A 20,982-nucleotide genomic window follows, 5' to 3' on the forward strand; every position below is an offset into this window, starting at 1 on the left:
CTGCCTTTTTTCTTTTAGATATCCAGTTCTGCAAGGGCAAGTTTCGAGCCATAGGTCTCGATAAACTCTCGACGTGGTGCAACTTTATCACCCATTAAGATTGTGAAGATCCGATCAGCTTCGGCAACATCTTCAATGGTGAGACGTTTTAGCGATCGCGTGGCAGGGTTCATGGTTGTTTCCCATAGCTGTTGCGGCATCATTTCACCTAAACCTTTGAAGCGCTGAATGCTGTAGTTGGCATTAGGCGGGAAAGAAGCTATTAGCTCCTGCAAATCGCGATCGGTATAGCAATAGGTATGGTTTTTACCACGCTCCACCTTATATAGTGGAGGACAACCGATATAGATAAAGCCGCGATCGAGCAGTTCTCTTTGATAGCGATAGAAGAAGGTCAAGAGCAATGTCCGAATGTGCGCTCCATCAACGTCCGCATCAGCTAGCAAGATAATTTTGTGATAGCGCAGTTGGGCTTCGTTAAAGTCTTCACCCTTAATACCAAGACCACAGCCTGTAATTAAGGCTTGGATTTCATTATTTTTGTAGATCTTGCTATCGTCGGCTCGCTCGATATTGAGAACTTTACCGCGCAATGGCAGGATTGCTTGATAATGGCGATCGCGTCCTTGCTTAGCGCTGTTATGCACAAATACACCACTAGCAAGGGCAAAGTTATGACTATTTGGCACTTCGATATCATAAACATCAATGCGCTCGGTTAGTTTCTCAATCTTGACAATGCGATGATTGTAATTAGCAACTGCCTCAACTGCAAGGTCAGAATCACCTTCAAAATAGCGATCGCAAAATGTCTCAAACTTGAGTAGAGATTTATCGCGAGTATCAATGCGATAAGCACGATAAGCATCTAAATCAAGACACCCATTTTCAACTGCAATCTGTTTAAGAGCAGCTAGGGTTTTGCGGTAATAGGTTTGTTGCAAAGCAGCCTTACGTTTTGCTCTAAAGCTATCTGTCCATTGCTCCTGAGTTTTCACACGTCGCCAATCGATCAGATCAGGATTTTGCCATTGTTGCTGTGCAATTTCTGATAAGCGTTGTCTTGCTTCAGGATTTTGGGCAAAAAATTCTTTTGTTCTTATAGACTGCTGCTGACGATGTTCAGGATTATTCCAATATTCTCGCTGAGACCGAGCTAAATGTTGGTGATTTTGTTGTTGATAATCAGGATTGCTTTCATAAAATTCACGCCACTTTGCTGTCATATAGGCTTTGTAATCAGCATCTTCCCACTGAGCTTTTGCCTGTTGCGAGAGGATTTCTCTGGTTGCAGGTTCTTGCATTCTCTGACTCATGCGATCGCGGAATTCTTCAGTAGTTCTTAACTGACGGCACTTTTCAATCACTTCAGGACGATGCAAAGTTTTGGCTGCGTGAATTTGATGCAATTGCAAATGCTCTGAAGCTGGCAAACGTTTGAGGTTGCTTGGATTGTTATTAAGTTTATTGAAATCAAGATGATGACAATGATCACCATCTTCGACTTGGTAAATACCTTGATAACGGTTGTACCAATCTGCAATCATGTGGGTGAATAACCAACCATCAGATTTGGGATTCCATACCATTTCATACCCATCGATGGTGATGCCCTTATCTGCTTTACTAGAAAGCTTGCGATAGAGAGGCATCAATGAATCATCAGTGGTAAGCTCAGCCGCCGCTTTGTAGGTGCGATCGCGAAGCATGAAAGGATGATCAGGTGTGCAAATTAGCTGCTCACCATTATCCAAAGTGACGCGAATTACTTCAGTATTTTGCTTAGTAATTCTGGCATTGATAATCCGCTCAACACCAATTGTGCCATCATTACGAATTGTGTAACAGAAGTTTTGCTTACCAGCCTTTTCTTCTTCTACCAATTGCTTGAAACTAATATTGCGTCCATCAACTAATGCAACGAGGGTATCACCATCAAAACAACCTCCTGCGGAGTCTCCCTCAACGATGAAAATCTCAGATTCTTTAGGGTCACGAGAACTACAGTCAGCGAGTTTCCCTGGTAAAGTGGAAGACTCTAAAGCGGATTTACGTCTAACTAGTTCACGGGCGCGACGCGCTGCCTCCGCCGCATTAAATGCTTGCAGTGCTTTCTCGATAATTGAAGTAGCAACCGCAGGATGGAACTCTAGATATTCATTGAGAACTTCACCTACAAAGGAATCGACAATACCGCGTACTTCCGTATTACCTAACTTGGTTTTAGTTTGTCCCTCAAATTCGGGATCGGTGACTTTAACCGAGATAACCGCAGTTAAGCCTTCACGAACATTTTCGCCAGCAAGATTTGATTCATTCTCTTTAATCTTCTTCAGTCTGCGTGCTGTGGCATTCATAGTGCGGGTCAGAACAGTCTTCAGACCCTCTAGGTGCGTACCACCATCAATGGTACGAATATTATTCGCAAAGCCCAGCACATTGTCATTATAGGAATCAATACACCATTGCAATGCTACTTCAACAGCAACATTATCGCGTTCACCATTGACATAAATAATGTCAGGATGAATTGGTTCCTTATCACGAGTCATGTAAGCGACATATTCGCGGATGCCACCTTCATAGCAATAGATATCGGTGCGTAGTTCTTCACTGCGGCGATCGCAAAACTCGATTTTTACGCCAGCATTAAGATACGCAAGCTCTTTAAGGCGGCTGGCAAGAATATCATATTCAAATTCTGTTTGCGTGGTAAAAATTTGGGAGTCAGGCTTGAAACGCACCTGTGTACCTCGACGAGGTTTGACTTCTTCACTCTTACTCGCAATTAATTCGGTAACGGGAAAGCCCCTTTCGTAGCGCTGTTTGTAAACTTTGTCCAGTCGCCATACGGAGACTTCTACCCATTCGGAAAGGGCATTAACTACAGAAATACCAACACCGTGCAAACCACCTGATACCTTGTACCCACCATCACCGAATTTGCCCCCTGCATGGAGAACGGTTAATACAGTTTCAAGGGCAGATTTACCAGTTTTGGGGTGGGTGTCGGTGGGAATACCACGACCATTGTCTGACACGCATACAGATCCATCGGGCATTAGCTCAACTAAGATATGATCGCAATGTCCTGCAAGGGCTTCATCAACGCTATTATCAACAACTTCAAATACTAGATGATGTAATCCTTTAGGTCCCGTTGAACCGATATACATCCCAGGTCGCTTACGAACTGCTTCTAGACCTTCTAATACTTGGATCTGATTGGCATTATAAGTTTCTGTAACGATCTCAGGCATGAAGGTAAACAACTCCAGAAATTATGTCGTCTTCAAGGGTGCTTTAAAGAAAAACTTTACAAGCGCTCTTGATAGTGTTTTAGGGTGTTTTTTGAGTCAAGATTAAAAAACACTCTGCCATTATAGCTTAAAAGCCTTACAGATATGTCGAGACCATCTCAGAATAAGTTTTTATGTACCTCCATTAATCGCGTAAAAAACCGTGAGTTCGATATAGCTATTTGCACTATGAGAAGCACAACGCAAATAGCGAAAAATGGTAAGAAGCACTAAGTGCTTCTTACCATTTTTCGCTATTTGTTTAACTGACGTTGAAAAATACGAGTTCGGAATAACTTAAAAAGCCTTGCTAAACAAAGCTTTTACAAAAAGTCTTTAATGCTGGAAATGTAAATCCTAATGATCTGTGCAAGCCCATACCTGAATTGCACAGCTATCATTGCCACAGTAACCAAGAGCATTGTTTTTAGCAGTTGTTTCGTCTGTAGCCGCCGCCCATCCAAAATAGCCACCACCTTTAGCAACGGCAGCACAGCCATTACTAAAAGTAACTACTTCTGTACAACTACCTTCACAAGCAGAAAGTGCGTATTGTTTTGCGCCCTCTGCACTATCAAAGTTATAAGCCCAGCCATAGGCTCCATTGGGACCAGTGGCGACTGCTCCATATTGGCTACCAGCGATCGCTGCTCCAATCCCAAAGCCTTCAACCAAAAGAAAGGTGGCGGCAATAAATCCTAGATACTTTTTCATGGTTTTCCTAATAGTCTAAATAAGTTAATCATTCCCTAAATGTCTGGATATATAGCACCCCAAAATGGTTTAAGCGCACCCCAAAGGGGTGTGCTTAAACAAACCTAAAAAACTGCAAACCTTAAGAAGCTTACAAAGTATGCTTCTTAAGGTTTGATTTGCATTTTTAACGATCTGTGCAAGCCCAAGCGACAACTTGACAGTTAGAGCCGCCGTAATCATAACAACTAGCTACAGCATTATTTTGAGCCGCAGTTTTACTGACATTCCAAGCCCAACCAGTTGCACCATCACCTTTAGCTACGGCTCCACAAGCATTCGCAAACCAAACTTGAACTGAGCAAGTACCGCCACATTCATAAAGGGCAGCATTTTCTGCGTCTTCTCTAGTGTCATAGTTATAGGAATAGCCATAAGCGCCATTGGCTCCAGTGGCTACCGCCCCATACTTGTCGCCAGCCATTGCTGCACCAACACCAAATCCCTCAACTAAAAGAAATGTGGCTGCAATAAATCCTAGATACTTTTTCATATGCTCTCCAAAATTATTGAGAATAAACACTATCTAACTTAGAGTTCGGCAATTTAATAGGGTTTAGCAGTACAACCAAGAAATCATTGTTTTGCAGCATGGCAAAGCATTTCTACAGAACCATTGTTCTTTAGTTAAAACTGATCCCCTATGCGACGTATCGTTCATCCCTATAGCAACACAATACTAAGATTTTTTTATTCACTCTAGTAAATTACCTAGATTTTTTAAGAGGTAATTCTCAAACAATATGAAAATTACCTCTTAATTTATTCCAGTATATCTACTAGGTCTTTAAATAATAGTTTAGTAGCTTTAGCGATCGCAGTCATTCTTATAAGTCTAATTGGTCTACCTCCTTGTTTCATATCGTCCACGATTCTGCCTATTGTTTCCCCGATATCATTTTTCGGTCTGTATTTTATCGGCTCAATCCTCGTAAATAACCACTGCCATAGAGCAACTCGGCATACATCAGATCCGCCAACAATTTTTTTACTCTCCTTGTCACCAGAGCTTCTTTCAGTAGGAGCACAACCAAGAGCTTTAGTAAACCGTCTCAAGCTGATATGACGCTTAATACGTTTATCCTTTTTCCTGCGAGACTTGCCCCATTGAATAATAGGTTTACCATCATCATCGAGGAAACTTTCAATCGGGAAAATCTGACTTAAAAGAATAGCTTGAACCCTTCGACCAAATCCCCACTTATCAAACACCTGACGATATTTAATAAACCTAGAATCAGCCATTAACTCTTCAAGTTCCGCCTCAATTTCTCTCTCTTCAGCCCAAATATCAATCAGGCGTTTAGCATGACGGTGTGTACTGGTTTCAATACCTAGACCTACAGTTTCGCTGTAAATCCTGTCGTATCTCTTGCTTTCCTTTTCCAGTGCTAACCATTCCCACATCACTACACCTTGACTCATAGCAACCTCTGGGAATTGCCAAGCAAGATCTTGCCGAATTCGGTTAATGATAGGACTTTGCACTCTCGCAAGATGTCCTAATCTCAGCACCTTTTCTCTAATCTTTGCAGATACTTGGTCCCGGTCTTGTAGAAATCTACGAGGTTGATCGTGATAGTCCCACCAATAGCAAGCAAGAGCAAAGGCATCAGATTCATCTGATTTATCAGGCATATCTAGATGTTCCCGATGTCTGGCTAACTTGTTATGTGAAACAAGCATTACACGACATCCAGCTCTAACTAGATGAGTTCCCCACAACTTAGAGTAATTAACTCCAGTGGGTTCCATGACTGCTATATCAGGCTTTAGGTCTAATAAAGTTTTTAGACCAGTAACATCAGCTTTGCAATTAAAGAACTCAGTCTTAAATAAAAATTGTCGAGGTTCATTTGGACGCTCTGTAAGAAGGCAAGCGACAACGCTACCCTTGCAGATATCAATCCCAAGAATACGCATAAAGATATTCCATTGTGGCTAAGTGTTTAAATTCCAATCCCTTACGGGCAGGTTTAAGAATCACCCTAGAACCCTCACTACATCGGGGTTCGATTCACTCAATCTAAACCGAAATAAGGCTAACGGGGTCTTTGAATAAAATTAAGCTTTGAGGCTTGTTTCTTCCCCTAGACCCTCATCTACCTGCTGATGCTTTGGACACATCAGCATACTGCCTAGTTAAGAACTAGACAGGTGCTGATTAGTCATTTAGAAAGGTATACCGCCTTTTTCTTCTACCTCTGCTATATACTCTTCCATTAACTCTTCAAACTCATCACTATCAACTAGCTCTTCTACATCATGATCTAATGTTCCTGTGCCTCCGCACATATCACATTTTCTCAATTCGTGAAAGCTTTCAAGTTCACCATTTCCATGACATCTAGGACAGAGGCTCATTTTATCCTCTTCATCATCAACTAGCTCTTCGAGATTATCCTCCTCATCCTTTAACTCTTGGCTTACTATATAGTCTTCACTCAGTACACCGCTTCCATCACATTTAGGACATTCCCAGTCTTCTGTATCATCAGTTGACTCAATGTATCCACTTCCTTGACACATATCACATGCATACATCATTGGGTCATCAAAACCAATAGGTTTAAATACACTGTTTGGATAATCAGGATAATCCTCTATCATCTCTTCAACTACTTCACTAGTTAGTGGTTTTTTGCTAGGAAATTTTCCTTTTTCCTCATCCCTTACAATCTCTGCAATTTCAGAGATTCGATTGAAGATACCATCCCAAACATCTCTAAGTTCAGACTCAGACAACTTGAAGGCATCAATAAGATGTAGTAAAGCTCTAGACCGTTCATTGATTAGGAACTCAGCCATGATTAATTCACCTCGTAAATAATTCCTGCTACTGGTTTGGATGGTGCACTGAAAGAGTCATCAATCTGGCTAAGTAAAGCCTTTGCAATCTTCAACTTGTGAATAGCGGGAAGATTTTCGAGCCAATTTTCGACATCTTCAGGCATAGGCTTGATGCGAGAACTGTAGTAATAGCTGATCGGTTTTGTCATAACTACCTCAATTTTTAGTTAGAAGCCAATGTCTCAAAATCAACAGCTACCTACGGTGTAGGGAGTCTCTAGCCTGTGGTGATGTATATGCGACAATTGGCTTAATACAACTGGGGCGGCGTTTAACTAAATATGGTTAAGCGCTGCTTTTCGTTTGTTGAATTTAGTGTAAATCAATTTGTGCAAAAAACACAATCATTTTGTACAAAGTAATATTTTGTTTGTATAATAATGACTAAAGATATTCAATCCCCCTATATTCCTCTCATGGCTATTCGTGGTGTTACTCAGACTGAAATAGCAAAAACTCTCGGTGTTACTAAAAATACTGTGAGTAATTGGTTTACAGGAAAAACTCCTGCTCGTCTCACTCTTGATGAGTGGCGAACTTTGGCTACTTTGTTAGGTACTACTATTGATAAGCTCCCGAATACCTTTGCACCACAACCTATAGATCAATCACGGCAAGGTGACTGAAAGCAAATGAAATACTGTCAATTAGCGATATTTCCAGAATCAGAGATAGAAATAGAAATAGAGCCAGAAGTCAAAGTAAATTCTGAACGATTTTATTTCCCAGTTATTGTTAATGGTTCTATGTCCGTTCACTGGACGCTAGCATTATCAGAATTAGAAGCAATATCTATGCATACTAGCTCCAACCCACATCGTAGAATTTGGATAGATAGCTCTACTTGGGGCATAAAAACTGAACAAGGTTACCTTTGCTGTCTTATTGGAGACTAGTTACACTAAATGAAATACTGTCAATTAGCGATATTTCCAGAATCAGAGATAGAAATAGAAATAGAGCCAAAAGTAACATTAGAAATGGCTCGGCGATCAATGAAGTCACAGGTGCGATCGCTATCAAAATATTATGGAATACCAGATTATATAGTTCACATAACACTTACTACAGACTATATAGCAGCATTAGATTACGAGTCGATGAACATATATTTTGTATTATTTTTGTCGTTGATACACTTGCCAGAATAGTATTGGTGAGTTGTTCCACTTTCCTTTTTGCAGACATGTGCAATCGCGTTCCTCCTACTTTTTTTCGCGGAACGTGGCTGGCGATTGCACCGAATTTTTTTGCACTCTATCCAATATTTGCTTTTCACTAGAATTTCTGTGCAAAAAAATTCCCCAGTAAATTAATTCCTTTCGCGTAGCATCCTTTTTAAAGATTTCCTTTGCTTGTTGTATTATTTTTGTCGTTGATACATTTGCCAGAATAGTATTGGTGGGTTGTTCCACTTTCCTTTTTGCAGACATGTGCAATCGCGTTCCTCCTACTTTTTTTCGCGGAACGTGGCTGGCGATTGCACCGAATTTTTTTGCACTCTATCCAATATTTGCTTTTCACTAGAATTTCTGTGCAAAAAAATTCCCCAGTAAATTAATTCCTTTCGCGTAGCATCCTTTTTAAAGATTTCCTTTGCTTGTTGTATTATTTTTGTCGTTGATACATTTGCCAGAATAGTATTGGTGGGTGGGCGGGGTTGGCAACACCTTAAAACCCTAATAGGGATTAAAAACTAAAGCAGTCACATCAAAAATTTTAAGTATTCATGGGTCGCGCGTCATAGCGCAATGAATGCTTAAAATGTTTTGATGCAGCCTCGCGGCTAGGAGCGTAGAGAGATATAGGTATATCAGGCGGATTTTTTTGCATGACGGGTAATGCCTAGCGCATAGTGCTGCAAAAAAATCCGATAAACAAAAAGCGAGTTATTTTTTGCGGTGCGACTCGCCGATCTGTGCGCTTTAGGAGAAGAGAAAGCAAAAAATCTGTTCGAGCAACCGTTGTTTCTGAGCCTCGCGGCGTATGAGCGTCGGGTTATGTAACTAAGCAGAACAATCTACGCCATTTCATCAAAATCAATTATTTAGACTTTTTCCCCATTTCAATTCCTTGCATTATTCCTTTGGCTTCCGTCTGTACTTCAAGGTACTTAACCTTGAACCCGATCACTCCTCCCAATACAAGGCAGATAAGACCGATTGTAAATCCTTTAGCAATCATTACTATTTTCCTCCTGAGCTTTTTCTCTCAATCTCTGACAACTTTCTATTAATTTCTGTTGATGCAAACTGGTATCCGAAGAAACCACCAATAAAGAGGCAAGTTAAAGCAATGCACGCTCCGCGAATCATAAGTATTGTTTATAGGTAGTTAGGAAATTTTAGCAATTTTAGCTTATCAGTAATTCTGATAAGGATATCAATCCATAACCCAAATTGATATAAACGGATATCACTCAATCTAAAACTGAATAAGGACTGCTGATGGAAATTTATCAAACCCCGTTAGGTAATACGGGGTCGGTTCTCTCAGAAGCTCCAGCTATGGAGAACCAATTTACAGCCGTCTTGGACTGGCTCCAAGGATGTTTCAAACTCTCTGACTATGGAGAGTTTGAATACTTTCTAAGTTTAGTAACCGATATTTGTAGCGACGAATGGATAAGAGACGATGATCGTCCCCTCTATAAAGGTAGACACTTCACCCACTCAATCCGCACCATAAGAGGCTCAATCCTCGGCTGGAATATTGACGACGACAATAAACTAGACTGTTGGCTAAGTCTCACAGGAAAAACACTGATCGGCGCAAACTTCGACAACCTGCGCCAATTCCTCCTATTTCTAATCACCCTAGAAACAAGATTTACCAGAATTGACCTAGCAATTGACGACTACAGCAAATCATTAAAGCCCCAATATTTCAAAACCGCCTATCAAAGAGGACATCATCACGGATTCCGCAAGATGAGCTTCATTGAAAACTTCGAGAGTTCTGACTCAGAAGAAGAGCAAGGCTTCACCGTTTACATGGGTCGTCGCAACGGCAACAAACTAACCCGCTTCTACAACAAATCCGTAGAAAGCAAAGGCGAGATTGATGCTTACCGACTAGAAGTCGAATATAAAGACGACTACACCAAAAACGTTCTTGACTATTTACTCTCCGCCGAGAGTTTTGCAAAAGCGATCGCAAACTTAGTAGTATCCGCCATCGACTTTCGAGACAATGACATACAGCTTCTGTGGTGGAATGCCTTCATTACAAGACTTGAAGCGCACCCAGTCCACCTACTATGTCGGCGAGCAAAGCCAACAATTGAAGCATCCATGAACTGGATAGAGCATCAAGTTGAAACGACATTAGCAGTAGTTGAAGAATTTTGCGATCGCATAACTTGCAACTTTGACGACTGGCTAAAAGAAAGAATTGCATCAGGACGGCAAAGAATGAAATCAGTTCACCGCGGCGCAATCAACGAAGCATTAAGACTATATGACCGATACATAGATCCTCGTCCATTGCCACCACTAACACCATTCTAAAAAATGTCAATCTATTTCTCAGTCAGAGTAAATCGTCAATTGGTATGTGATTGTTCTGCATATAGATTTCCTCATGAGCCTAGTCAGGGTTTATGTCTGGAGCAAGTACCGCCCATTGACACTGTTCCGTATCAATTCAGGATTACATCAAAGCAATATCAATACATTTCAGAACTATTGAATAACTCTGATGGTATTAATGATAACCATAGATAAAGTTATCATACGGTTCCCGTTCTTGAAACGTAAGTATGTAAATGCTTAAGTGAACATATAACGTTCAGACTAAATTTATGCCCTTAGTAACCTGCATAGGGATTTCATCTTACGACTACGTTAAGCAAGATACAGGAGAGCGCAAGCAGGGCGCATCCTTCACATATCTTTCTAGAGCAGCTTCATCTGGAAGCAGTAGCCGTAATGGATGGATTCCTATTGAATCACGTATCGAACTATCTCAAAAGAATCTATTTGACAAACTACCTGCTGTTTATGACGTTGAATTTGCTCTAGTACCGCGTCGGTCTGGGGGAGTTGATCAGGTATTTGTCAATGCAAAATTTATTCGTTCTGTTGACCTAGACTTTCCCGCCTTACTTGCAAAAGAACAGGTAAAAGCCTAGTAGGTCAACTATGGATCCATCACCAAGCGCTGAGATATATACACAGATTATAACCCTGTGTAAATGGTCGATAGATATTGGAGCAAAGATGTATCCGACATTGTGGGGCATATTGCTATTTAGAAGATACTTCAAGTATTAATCCAGACCATGACCTATATAGACATACATCCAGCCTTAGCAGAATGCCTCATGTGGGCAATATGGGCATTAATGTTCCATTCTGTTTGTTGGGTAATAACTAAAATGCTAGCTGGTTATTAATATGGAACGTACTCTAATAGCTCAGTCTAACCCTACTACTGGAACCTCCCTAGTGACTGTCCAATTGGCAATCTTGATTCAGACTTTAAATGTCGGGCTAACAATATTGTTATAAATGGTTCTTCTCCTACCTTAGTCTATCCAAATTTTTCAGTACCAAGTGGTGGCATTATAGCGACTCTTCCTAATTATATGGATGCTTCCTTTTATGGAAAGTTACAGGAAGGATTCGTGCAATCAGTAGTACTAGCCTTAGTTTACCTAGGAGTGACCTTAGTTATCAAATATCTAAACTCATTAAAAAAATGATTACCTCGCTAATCATCTCAACAGTGCAATTTAACATTGCAGCAAATGCCCAAATCGCCGTTCAGTGGGCAGTCGGCTTTGCAGTAGTGGTCTTTGGAATGCAAGGCATCCTCTGGTTAATCTCCAGAGTAATCCGTTCACTTTATCAATAGAAAAAGGAAAGTCTAAATCTATGGACACAAAATTGACCGAAAAACAATTTAAAACCAATCGCCTAATTCTCTTAGGAGCAGGTGCATCTACAGCAGGTGGTGCAATCACCTTATTTGGTGAACCAAGTAATGCACAGTCCACCGCATCAACAGCGATCACCCAGATGAACACTGATGCCGCCGCCATCGGTACATTGGTTGGAGTAATTCAGCCTATTGCCGTAGCTGCCGTAGTCTTTGCCGCTGCCGCATTGCTATTTAAACGCTACCTTTATTCGTAGAGTTAACACCTACACCGTATCCAACTAAAACTTTATGACAAAGTACTCCTTGAAACGAAGAGCCACAGCTGTAGTGATGGGAGTACTTTTTTTATTACTACAGTTTTTAGAACCTGTTTACTCTCAAACTTCTTTGAATGGTTGTCTTACTAATGCAGCAAATGCTCAGAGTTGTGTTAGAGATGGTTTAATTTCTCCCTCTAATGCTGCTAGCGCCGTTCGTGGTGCAATTGTTAATCCAAATCCTACAAATCCTTTTTTTGCTGGAACTCTTCCTAGTAAAGAAGCAATTACTATTGCGGGTGGTGTTGCAGCTTTAGGTTACTTAGGTTCTCAGGCTATGCAGAACCTCCAAAATCAGGCAATGTCCCAAGCTCCTGCGGATTATTCATCCTGTACAGTTTGGTATCCTGTTCCTGCCTTTTCTGGAGTTCCTTGGATGGGTTCGGGTTCTTTTCCCTCAGCAACAGACCCTGTTGGATTAGCTTTTTGTGCTCGGTTAGATCCTTCAGGTTGTTATATGGCTCCCTCTCCCTCCTGTACAGCATCTCCAGCTACTCCCCAATCTGCCGCGCAAGGTTTAACAGATCCTCAGATATATGCAGAAGCCGCCGCCGCCGCCGCCGCTGCTGCCCGGGACTTTGCAAATAAGAAAGATGTAGCAGGTGCACAAACCGCAGCCGCCGCAGCCGCAGGTGCAGCAGGACTTGTAAATGGTAATCCTGCTGCAACACAGGCAGATAAAGATAAAGCCAATGGAGCCGCCGCCGCTGCCGCCGCCGCCGCCGCCGATGCAGCAGATCCAACTAAAGCACCTACTACACCACAAAATCCGGGTTTTGTATTTTCCCGTACTAACTTTTTGGCTTATGCAGTAAGTGCTCAAGGATTTGGTAACAAATTCCCCTTTGGCATGTTTGCGCCACTACCTGCAAGTAATACTCAGATGGCTTGTCCAGTTATTACAAGTTGGGGCACATCTGCTCAGCTTTGTTTTATTAGGGATATTGTTCGCGTTATCAAATGGATAGTTTGGACTAACTTTGCAATTTACTGCTTTGTAAACTTATGAGCTTTTTAGCAGATTGGTGGTTTGCCACCTTCGCCATAATCTTCTTTTTGATATTGGCTTGCATCATCGATCCAAATGGTGCAGTTAACACCTTCATGATCATGTTGATTGATCTTGTTAAAGGAGTATTTCCAGACACACCGCAAGGAATGACCATAGCTTCTTGGGTTACATCATTTCAGCAATCATACCCAATGATAGGTGGTGAGGTATTGGTAGAGGTTATCAACGGCGTTTTAGGCATGATTTCATTATTGATGATTTTCAAAATTTGGAAACTTTTACCCTTTGTATAGATGGTGAATAAAATTATGCGTTTTTTATCTATTCGTTTGATATTTCCTCTTTTTGTTTATCGCATTTATTTTGTTTCTCGCAATATTTTTCTTTATTTTTGGACTTTCCCTCAATATGCTCGGGAATATTTCAAGCCTTATGTACCGATGTCTCCATCTGATTGTCTTTGTGGTAATTTTGAACACTGCTCTAATAAGGTATTTCCTAGCTGGTGTATTGATGAAAAATGTAGATGGTATAACGATTAATTAAGAAATTAATGGCTAAAGAACTACAAGTACCAAACCTTACAGCAATCATTGGTGAATTTGGTTCAGGTAAATCCTTATACTCCTTAGAACTTGGTCTATATCTTGCCAACAAATACCATAAGCGAATAGCTACAAATATGCTTCTTAACTATGAAGCACTTATCGTTTATTGTCGTTCTCAAGGTTTGAACTGGTTATTAGAACATAGACCATTTTATTACTATGGCAACCTTGAACCCTCATCTTTACTAGACTTCCGTAACTCAGTAGTAATCTGTGATGAAGCTGGCAGCCTATTTCATGCCAGATTTTGGAAAAGCACTACAAAAGACTTTCTTTTAAAGTTATCTCAGCTAAGGAAACTAAACATACATTTGATACTTACATATCAATATGTAGAGCAAATTGACAAAACCTTTAGAGAACAAACTCAACACTTTGTATTTTGCTTTGCTGAGACAAAATACAGCAAAAAGTTAAACCTTCCTCAATTGTTATTTAGGTCTAGATACCACTTTAATCGAAGAAGATTCGAGCAATATGAAACTGATCTACCTTTTAGACATCATCCTATTAAGCCTAAGCTTGCAGCACTTAACTACGGCATTGACCTTCCCCCTCTCGCTTGGTTACTGGCAGAACTTCGTAAGCTTATTTTTCTTTTTTTTCTTATCCCTCGTAACTGGGATATCCCTAAAGTACGGGATTATCTACTAGTAAACAGTGATAGATTTACCCTGTTATTTGCCTGTTTTGATAGTTCAAAAGCCATTGCTGTACCTACTTCAAATGTTACTCACCTTTTTGTACCCCTCTCACCTTCCCGATCTGTCCAGAGTCCCCCCACTGTTGCCAAATTTATATCTGTGCGAAAGGTAAATAACTGATGTACTCCTCTAAAATTGTTCCCGTTGCCTTGTTGTCCATATCCCTTGTATCCTGCGCCCCTCATCTTCCGCAACCACTTCCAACAGTTCCCCCTCAGTTTTTGCCCATATCATCATCAGTAACTATTTCCGATCATAAAATTGACTTAGAAGTAGCATCTACTGAAGAGCAGCTATCAAAAGGTTTAATGTCTAGAGAAGCCTTACCAGATAACCGAGGTATGCTTTTTGTCTTTAATCCACCTAGACCAGTAACTTTCTGGATGAAAAATACTATCGCTCCCCTTGACATTATTTTTCTCAACCAAGGCAAAGTACTTTTTATAGCCAATGATGTTCAGCCTTGTAAATTGCCTACATGCCCTGTTTATCCTAGTCAGCCTATATTTGTAGATAAAGTACTAGAGATTAGAGCAGGACTAGCAAATAAGCTAGGTTTACAGACAGGTAATTCTTTATCCCTTTAATTTTTAACTACACACAAATAAGCGGCGCTTCAGCGCCGCTTCTTCTTAGTTAAAAATCAAACTAAAAAAACTCGTTTTTTGTGATCACAAAAAACGAGTTTTTTAGTCTTTATCTATATATCGTTTTTAAACTGTCTGGGGATTCTTCCCACTTAAAAACAAAACTCTTAACTTAACCGTGAAATGATGCCCTAAAATTCTGCTAGGATGATTTATATGAAAATTTTAGGAATCGATCCTGGTCTAGCAATTGTCGGATTTGGCTTGATTGAAGTCGAAAAACCTGCTTCACCAAAATTATTAGAATTTGGCACGATCGTTACGCCGAAGCAGACACCAATAGGCGATCGCTTAAAGACTATTTATGAAGATATGCATACGCTGCTCGAGCAATTTCAGCCGCAAGTGGTGGGAATGGAAAAGCTCTTTTTCTATCGGATGGGAAACTTGGTAAATGTTGCTCAAGCGCGAGGAGTAATCGTTTTAGTTCTCAATCAACACAATATTGAACCTGTCGAATTTTCACCACCGCAAATCAAACAAGCTCTGACAGGGCATGGTAATGCGGATAAGAGTGATGTGCAGGAAGCAGTTAAGCGAGAACTCGGTTTAGAAAATATTCCTCGACCTGATGATGCTGCTGATGCGATCGCGGCAGCATTGACCTGTTGGCTCATTGCCTGAAATTACAGCAATTTCCGATCAAACGAACCAAGAAAATTTTTGAAAGTGTTGCTTTACAACACTTTCAAAAATTTTCTTGGTTCGGGTTTGAGCGCAAAGCGCTGTAGGAACTTATTTCTTCAGGTAAATGTCAATTTCCCTATAAGTAATAGAGAATATTGAGGATAGCTTTACTATTGCGTAGTCTTAAGAATGTGATCACGTTTGTCATGCATGATCACCCCTCAATGTATTACTTTTTTGGCACTATAGCAGTTTTCAAATGACCATGTAGCGCTTTTCAAGCAAGCGAGGTAGAGGATTTTTCCCGCCTTCGGTAGGGACACACCTGTACTTCACTAGATTGGTATACGCTATATGCTTATTTGAAAATGAAAAATCAATCTGAGTAAGGTTTTTGAGTTTTCCTTTTGTCGTAGGCAAAACGAAACCCTTTATATCTAACTATATGATCGTTTTAGTGAAGCTTAACAAGAAATAAGGAGAAGCATTCATGTTGCCCAATCGAATCAGTTTAATGGCGATGCTCGCAAGTCTTACCGTTATGGGATGTGGTAGTCCAGAGACGACTAATTCGTTACCAACACCTAGTGCTAGCGCCACAACTACTAAAGCTGTAACCCCATCCCCGACTACTTCAGCATCACCGAAAGTAAGTGCTGAAGCGACTGCGGCAAAGGCGATCGCTGTTGGTGATATCAAAGAGCTTGACGATAATAGTACCTGTGGCAAGTCCAAGATAACTTATGCCTATGGTGAAACTTCTAATTATCGAGTTTATATTTGTGCGGATGCTAGTGCCCCAGAACGTCCTCGCTATTACATCAGTCGCAACAAAGATGGTAGCGGTGGCTTGGATATGGAAGCAATGAATTACAATCCCCAAAAGTCTGGGACGATCGAATTTAAGAATGATGGTTATATCTATACGCTCGAAGCGCCAACCACTCAAAACCCTGAACCTGTCTTGCGTGTAACCTTCCCAAATGGCAAGCTGAGTGAGGAGCAGTTGTTGCGATATCTGGCGCGAAATGGTAATTCTAATACGACTACGGCTAATGCTTCTACGGCTGAACCTCTGCAATATGTTCTTGATAATCGCGAAAGTTTGGGAGTTTGTAAAGATAATTTCCGTGCTGAGGATGGAAAAAGAGGTATTGGTTCTAAAGCTTTCCAGATCTCTGACAAGAAGTATCTAGTCCAGATTCAATGCTTTTTAGCGGCTTATCAGGGCGCGTTTGAATATGTGCTTTGGATTGATGACGCTCCTAAACCCCGTGTGATTCCATTAGATTTTGATGGTTTCCAAGAAGGAAAGAATGGCGAAAAGCCCAAACGGACTACCGATCGCTCGATCGCTGGTTTACCAAGGTTTAATGTGCGATCGCAGACTCTCACCAATTTCACTAAGTTTCGTGGTGTCGGTGACTGCGGCTCGTCAGCGATTTATAAGCTAGAAGGCGATCGCATGGTTTTACAGGAGTTTCGCGCAAAATATGAATGTGATGGGAAATATGTGCAGGATATGCCTGTGATTTATCCTTAAGCGTTTGATTTAAGCCCCCTAAATCCCCCAATTCTGGGGGACTTGAATCTAGTCCCCCAGAATTGGGGGATTTAGGGGGCAACTCTTGAGTTCTTAACTGATGCTACTTGGAAGGAATTCCTGCGATGTTGCAGGATCGGGGCTGGCACGGGGGCACAGCCCCTACCCCAAATTTAAATTATTCGGGTACGGGCAATCCCCCCTTGGTTGCCCTGCTGTGCTAGCAGCAAGAAATTCATACCCTGAGTTCCACGTAATACCAGTTTTTAAATGGGGGCTAATGAAGAGGGAAAAGAAAAAAGAAAAAAGTGTAAAGAATTAAGTCCTCACGCACTCAAACAAGTACAAAGAAACTCAAACTACAACTCGAAAACCGACATTGATGACGCGAGCGTCTGCAAGGAACCTGTAGCGATTCGACGAACGACAAGCGACAACGACGTTGCCCCACGAACCACCACGCAAGACGTGTAATTTTTGGTCACCATCTTTCAACCAAGCAGATCCATCTGTTGGTGCACGGTTATAATTTTCATGCCATACATCTTCGCACCATTCCCAGACATTGCCATGCATATCATACAAATCCCAAGGATTTGGTAGCTTCTCACCTACTATATGAGTTCTACACTTATTATCATTAATGCGTTTCCAGTAATTTTCCTGATCAGTTTTCCAGATTCCCAATGCATCCAGAGACTTATCTCCACTGTTGTTAGCATACCATGCATAGTTCTCTAATTGACTAACATCATCTCCAAAACAATATTTTCCAGTACTTCCAGCCCGACAAGCATATTCCCATTGCGATTCACTCGGTAACTTCACCTTCTGCCCCGTCATTTCCGAAAGCTTCTTGCAAAAGGCAACAGCATCATCCCATGACACCTTCTCCACAGGAAGATTTTCATCACCTTGGAAATTTGATGGATTCTTTCCCATGACGGCAAGATACTGCTTTTGGGTAATCGGATATTTGCCCATCTTAAAAGCCTTCAAAGTAACTTGATGAATTGGCTTCTCATCTTCATATTCATCACTTCCCATCATAAAACTTCCCGCAGGGATATCCACTAATTCTAGTTTCACGCCATTGGGCAAGTCCAAAACTAGATTATTAGATTCTTTTTTGGGTTTATCAGCTTCTTTAGATATCAAAATTATTGGGCTAGCAACCACTTTCAAGCCACATTGACGATCTATATCCGCAACATCCTCATCGCGCAATTTCAAATGATCCTTCTGATAGTCCCGCAAATCTTTTAACTCTTGCATCGTTGGCGGATTCCGTTCGGCTAGCATCTCCTTTAGTAGCTCCTCATACTCTTGGAGCTTACGCGCCCTAGCCAAGATCGGCTTCAACACATCTGTCTTAAGCTGTTCCGCATCCTCTGCCGACAATCCTAAATTAATTCGCAATGAGTCCAACAAGCGTCTAGCAGGAATCGACCACTTACCATCCACCATCCGACTCTCTAACTCACGCCGATAGACCAGTCGCGGATCATCCTTCGATTGAGCCACCTTCGCGATATAAATCTTGCCACCCTGCTCCACTGGATAAAACGCAGGAGTCATATTTGGCGACTCTTGCGACACCTTTAACGCCGCATATTCATGCAACTCATCAATGGATATCTTGCGATCGCCATCGCGATCCGCCGCTCCCGTCTCAATTCCCTCCACGAGATAGCGTGTATAGATCGACATCTCCCCATCAGGCTGAAATGAAAACTGCGTCGAACTCGAAGAAGTTAAAATCGCTCTTCCTTTGCCACCTAGCTGATTTTTGAGATTCACCGAACCATCATCCATCACCGTCATGCCCTGAGCAAATGCCCCACTAAAGCAACAGTTCAAAATCAACACCTGATGCTGGGACTTACTATCATTCATCGCCTCCTGCAAATATGTCGCCGCCACAGTCGTTGGTTTGACGATTTTATTGCCCTCCTTACGAGTGCTAGGCGTACCTAAAAATAGTTTATTAGCCTCATCAACTACCCCATGTCCCGAAAAATAAAACAGCACCAGATCATCCTTTTGGCGATCGCGCACATTAAACAAATTGTAAATTGCATCCTCGATCACCTGTCTCGAAGCATTTTTTAAAACCACAACATCCTCTGCGGCAAACTCACCATTTGCCACTAATACGCGCTGCATCGCATCCACATCTAACAAAGAGCCATGCAAGGGTGGAAGGTTTTCACAGTCAGGATATTCACTTGTACCAACCAACAAAGCCAAACGTTTCATGCAGACCTAATTTCCTGATTGACTTTCTGATGCCCACCGCGCGATCTGTTCGTTAGCTTTCTGGAGCACATATTCAAATTCTACTTGGCTACTACCCTCGATCGCGATTTTCTTGCCACAAGCCTCAACCGACATCTTCAAGGTTTTGCCAACGATCCGATCCTTGAGAAATCCGCCCAACTTTTGCAAGTTCGCCGCACTCACCTCTGCGGTCAGCAGTCCTACCACAAATCCACCCAAAGCCATCGCCCCTTCAGGAACGTCCGTTACAGCAACAAGATCGGCTTCTTCGACACCATCAACTGCCCTAACCTGTTTTAGCAAATTACGTGTCGCCCCTTGCAAATCTTCAGCATCCAATGAGAGATCGACTACTTCCAAGTTAACGCAAACATTAACAGCCATAATTCACCAGATTTTCAATTAAATTAGTTTATCAAAATTTCTCTAGTTTTATAGCGACAACAAAAAGAGTGAGGTGCTTCGCACCTCACTCTTTTTGTTGTCGCTCTGCTACAAATAGAATATCTTCGTTAATTACTTTCAAGAGCGCATCAAGCCAGACAATCGATATCTGGCTGACCTGTCCAGCTTCTAAAGTGACAATCGAGAAGTTCCGATAATATCCATCATTAGTTTGGACAATTCTGGGAGTCAACGCCGAATTGAAAAAAATTGTCCCCATGTCATTAGTCGCGATCGCCTCACGTCGGCGATCTTTATTTAGTCGTAAATGGTGATGCATATGCCCAAAAGTAGCTAGGGGAACAGATTTACCCATTTGATAGGTTTTCGCGATCGCCTCCGCAAAATCGGGATCGCCATAGTCGCCGCCAATGGGTTTCCAATCCTTACCACAAATCGAATATTCTTCTTCCCCTAGTCCAGATGGACCATTATGTCCCAAAAAGATAACATTGTCATGTTTCGCATTGCTGACGGATGCGGTAATGCGCTGCGTCGATTCAGCAAAACTATTAACTTGAAAGCGATCACGATAAAAAAATTTCTTCTTCCATTTAGAACTTCCCCAACTAAAGGGACGTGCACCAACCACCGAGAGATTGAATTCGGGAAAGTCAATCCAACTGTAACCCACATGGGACTCGCCTAGAAGATCTAATTGTCGTTGCACCCGATCTTCTTTAGTGCGATCGTAGGGACATTGTTTCTTGTTAGGACTTTTGCTATAAGGATCAACAGCACTATACCAAGCATCATGATTGCCGAGAATGACCGCTTTCGGCAAGTCTAAATTAGCGATCGCTTCTACAACTTCTATTGCCTCATTCCCAAAATCGCCGACAAATAGAACTAAATCAACTTGTAATGTATGCAGAGCCAAACGATCTTCGATAGGTTGCCATAAGTCATGCACATCACCTACTACAGCTATTTTGATTGATGACCTAGGCATAGTTTCCAGTCTGAGAATTGGGCAAGATATTCAATCTAAAGTATACAGCGCTTTTTGATAGT

General features: G+C 41.5%; 23 protein-coding genes. 12 read left to right on the top strand and 11 right to left on the bottom strand.

Translation table 11 applies throughout. From position 1 onward, the window contains the following. Positions 1–14 precede the first annotated feature (14 nt). The 6 genes from gyrB to HC246_RS03460 all read right to left on the bottom strand — a co-directional run bounded on the left by gyrB (position 15) and on the right by HC246_RS03460 (position 7,051). The gene (gene gyrB / locus HC246_RS03435) at positions 15–3,260 is read right to left on the bottom strand and encodes a DNA topoisomerase (ATP-hydrolyzing) subunit B (protein WP_169362164.1); all 3,246 of its coding nucleotides are present in this window, start codon (positions 3,258–3,260) and stop codon (positions 15–17) included. Positions 3,261–3,656: 396 nt separating this feature from the next. After that, positions 3,657–4,013 (bottom strand): DUF4189 domain-containing protein, encoded by a 357-nt coding sequence (locus HC246_RS03440; protein ID WP_169362165.1) that lies wholly within the window; start codon positions 4,011–4,013, stop codon positions 3,657–3,659. 166 nt (positions 4,014–4,179) lie between these two features. Further along, positions 4,180–4,545 (bottom strand): DUF4189 domain-containing protein, encoded by a 366-nt coding sequence (locus tag HC246_RS03445; RefSeq protein ID WP_169362166.1) that lies wholly within the window; start codon positions 4,543–4,545, stop codon positions 4,180–4,182. Between the two features lie 269 nt (positions 4,546–4,814). Then, entirely contained in the window at positions 4,815–5,975 is a 1,161-nt protein-coding gene (locus tag HC246_RS03450) for an IS110 family transposase (RefSeq protein ID WP_169362167.1), read from the bottom strand. A 249-nt stretch (positions 5,976–6,224) separates the two neighbouring features. Beyond that, positions 6,225–6,860 carry a hypothetical protein gene (locus HC246_RS03455; protein ID WP_169362168.1) on the bottom strand — a complete coding sequence of 212 codons (636 nt, stop codon included), beginning with the start codon at positions 6,858–6,860 and terminating at the stop codon, positions 6,225–6,227. A 2-nt stretch (positions 6,861–6,862) separates the two neighbouring features. Continuing rightward, entirely contained in the window at positions 6,863–7,051 is a 189-nt protein-coding gene (locus HC246_RS03460; RefSeq protein ID WP_169362169.1) for a hypothetical protein, read from the bottom strand. Between the two features lie 231 nt (positions 7,052–7,282). Between HC246_RS03460 and HC246_RS03465 the strand changes: the two genes are divergently transcribed. Continuing rightward, positions 7,283–7,528, top strand: a complete 246-nt coding sequence (locus HC246_RS03465; protein ID WP_169362170.1) for a helix-turn-helix domain-containing protein — start codon at positions 7,283–7,285, stop codon at positions 7,526–7,528. A 6-nt stretch (positions 7,529–7,534) separates the two neighbouring features. Then, positions 7,535–7,798: a hypothetical protein gene (locus HC246_RS03470; protein WP_169362171.1), complete on the top strand. Its 264-nt coding sequence runs from the start codon at positions 7,535–7,537 to the stop codon at positions 7,796–7,798. Positions 7,799–8,107: 309 nt separating this feature from the next. On the opposite strand, the gene HC246_RS03475 is transcribed toward HC246_RS03470, so the two are convergent. Both HC246_RS03475 and HC246_RS03480 read right to left on the bottom strand, forming a co-directional pair. Then, positions 8,108–8,335, bottom strand: a complete 228-nt coding sequence (locus tag HC246_RS03475) for a hypothetical protein (protein ID WP_169362172.1) — start codon at positions 8,333–8,335, stop codon at positions 8,108–8,110. Between the two features lie 610 nt (positions 8,336–8,945). Next, positions 8,946–9,086 (bottom strand): hypothetical protein, encoded by a 141-nt coding sequence (locus tag HC246_RS03480; RefSeq protein WP_169362173.1) that lies wholly within the window; start codon positions 9,084–9,086, stop codon positions 8,946–8,948. A gap of 263 nt (positions 9,087–9,349) precedes the next feature. Between HC246_RS03480 and HC246_RS03485 the strand changes: the two genes are divergently transcribed. The 10 genes from HC246_RS03485 to HC246_RS03530 all read left to right on the top strand — a co-directional run bounded on the left by HC246_RS03485 (position 9,350) and on the right by HC246_RS03530 (position 17,244). Next, a complete protein-coding gene (locus tag HC246_RS03485) occupies positions 9,350–10,411 on the top strand; it encodes a replication initiation factor domain-containing protein (RefSeq protein WP_169362174.1) in 1,062 nt (353 codons plus the stop codon). A 293-nt stretch (positions 10,412–10,704) separates the two neighbouring features. Then, on the top strand, positions 10,705–11,034 hold the full coding sequence (locus tag HC246_RS03490) for a hypothetical protein (RefSeq protein WP_169362175.1): 330 nt from the start codon (positions 10,705–10,707) through the stop codon (positions 11,032–11,034). A 569-nt stretch (positions 11,035–11,603) separates the two neighbouring features. After that, positions 11,604–11,759 carry a hypothetical protein gene (locus HC246_RS03495; protein WP_169362176.1) on the top strand — a complete coding sequence of 52 codons (156 nt, stop codon included), beginning with the start codon at positions 11,604–11,606 and terminating at the stop codon, positions 11,757–11,759. A gap of 20 nt (positions 11,760–11,779) precedes the next feature. After that, on the top strand, positions 11,780–12,040 hold the full coding sequence (locus HC246_RS03500; protein WP_169362177.1) for a hypothetical protein: 261 nt from the start codon (positions 11,780–11,782) through the stop codon (positions 12,038–12,040). 76 nt (positions 12,041–12,116) lie between these two features. Continuing rightward, the gene (locus tag HC246_RS03505) at positions 12,117–13,112 is read left to right on the top strand and encodes a hypothetical protein (protein WP_169362178.1); all 996 of its coding nucleotides are present in this window, start codon (positions 12,117–12,119) and stop codon (positions 13,110–13,112) included. Next, positions 13,109–13,408: a hypothetical protein gene (locus HC246_RS03510; protein WP_169362179.1), complete on the top strand. Its 300-nt coding sequence runs from the start codon at positions 13,109–13,111 to the stop codon at positions 13,406–13,408. The genes HC246_RS03505 and HC246_RS03510 overlap by 4 nt, the downstream gene beginning before the upstream one ends. 260 nt (positions 13,409–13,668) lie before the next feature. Next, positions 13,669–14,547 carry an ATP-binding protein gene (locus HC246_RS03515; RefSeq protein WP_169362180.1) on the top strand — a complete coding sequence of 293 codons (879 nt, stop codon included), beginning with the start codon at positions 13,669–13,671 and terminating at the stop codon, positions 14,545–14,547. Then, positions 14,547–15,014 carry a DUF192 domain-containing protein gene (locus tag HC246_RS03520; RefSeq protein ID WP_169362181.1) on the top strand — a complete coding sequence of 156 codons (468 nt, stop codon included), beginning with the start codon at positions 14,547–14,549 and terminating at the stop codon, positions 15,012–15,014. Before HC246_RS03515 ends, HC246_RS03520 begins: the two co-directional genes overlap by 1 nt. A gap of 216 nt (positions 15,015–15,230) precedes the next feature. Continuing rightward, on the top strand, positions 15,231–15,698 hold the full coding sequence (gene ruvC / locus HC246_RS03525) for a crossover junction endodeoxyribonuclease RuvC (RefSeq protein WP_169362182.1): 468 nt from the start codon (positions 15,231–15,233) through the stop codon (positions 15,696–15,698). 493 nt (positions 15,699–16,191) lie between these two features. Next, positions 16,192–17,244 (top strand): DUF1176 domain-containing protein, encoded by a 1,053-nt coding sequence (locus HC246_RS03530; protein WP_169362183.1) that lies wholly within the window; start codon positions 16,192–16,194, stop codon positions 17,242–17,244. 354 nt (positions 17,245–17,598) lie between these two features. On the opposite strand, the gene HC246_RS03535 is transcribed toward HC246_RS03530, so the two are convergent. From HC246_RS03535 to HC246_RS03545, 3 genes are all read right to left on the bottom strand, one after another. Then, complete coding sequence (locus tag HC246_RS03535; RefSeq protein ID WP_169362184.1) at positions 17,599–19,503, bottom strand: caspase, EACC1-associated type; 1,905 nt, start codon at positions 19,501–19,503, stop codon at positions 17,599–17,601. A gap of 6 nt (positions 19,504–19,509) precedes the next feature. After that, positions 19,510–19,908 (bottom strand): sugar ABC transporter permease, encoded by a 399-nt coding sequence (locus HC246_RS03540; RefSeq protein WP_169362185.1) that lies wholly within the window; start codon positions 19,906–19,908, stop codon positions 19,510–19,512. Between the two features lie 85 nt (positions 19,909–19,993). Continuing rightward, positions 19,994–20,920 carry a TIGR04168 family protein gene (locus HC246_RS03545; protein WP_169362186.1) on the bottom strand — a complete coding sequence of 309 codons (927 nt, stop codon included), beginning with the start codon at positions 20,918–20,920 and terminating at the stop codon, positions 19,994–19,996. Positions 20,921–20,982: the final 62 nt, after the last annotated feature.

It is taken from the genome of Pseudanabaena yagii GIHE-NHR1, from assembly GCF_012863495.1.
Classification (GTDB): Bacteria; Cyanobacteriota; Cyanobacteriia; order Pseudanabaenales; family Pseudanabaenaceae; genus Pseudanabaena; species Pseudanabaena yagii.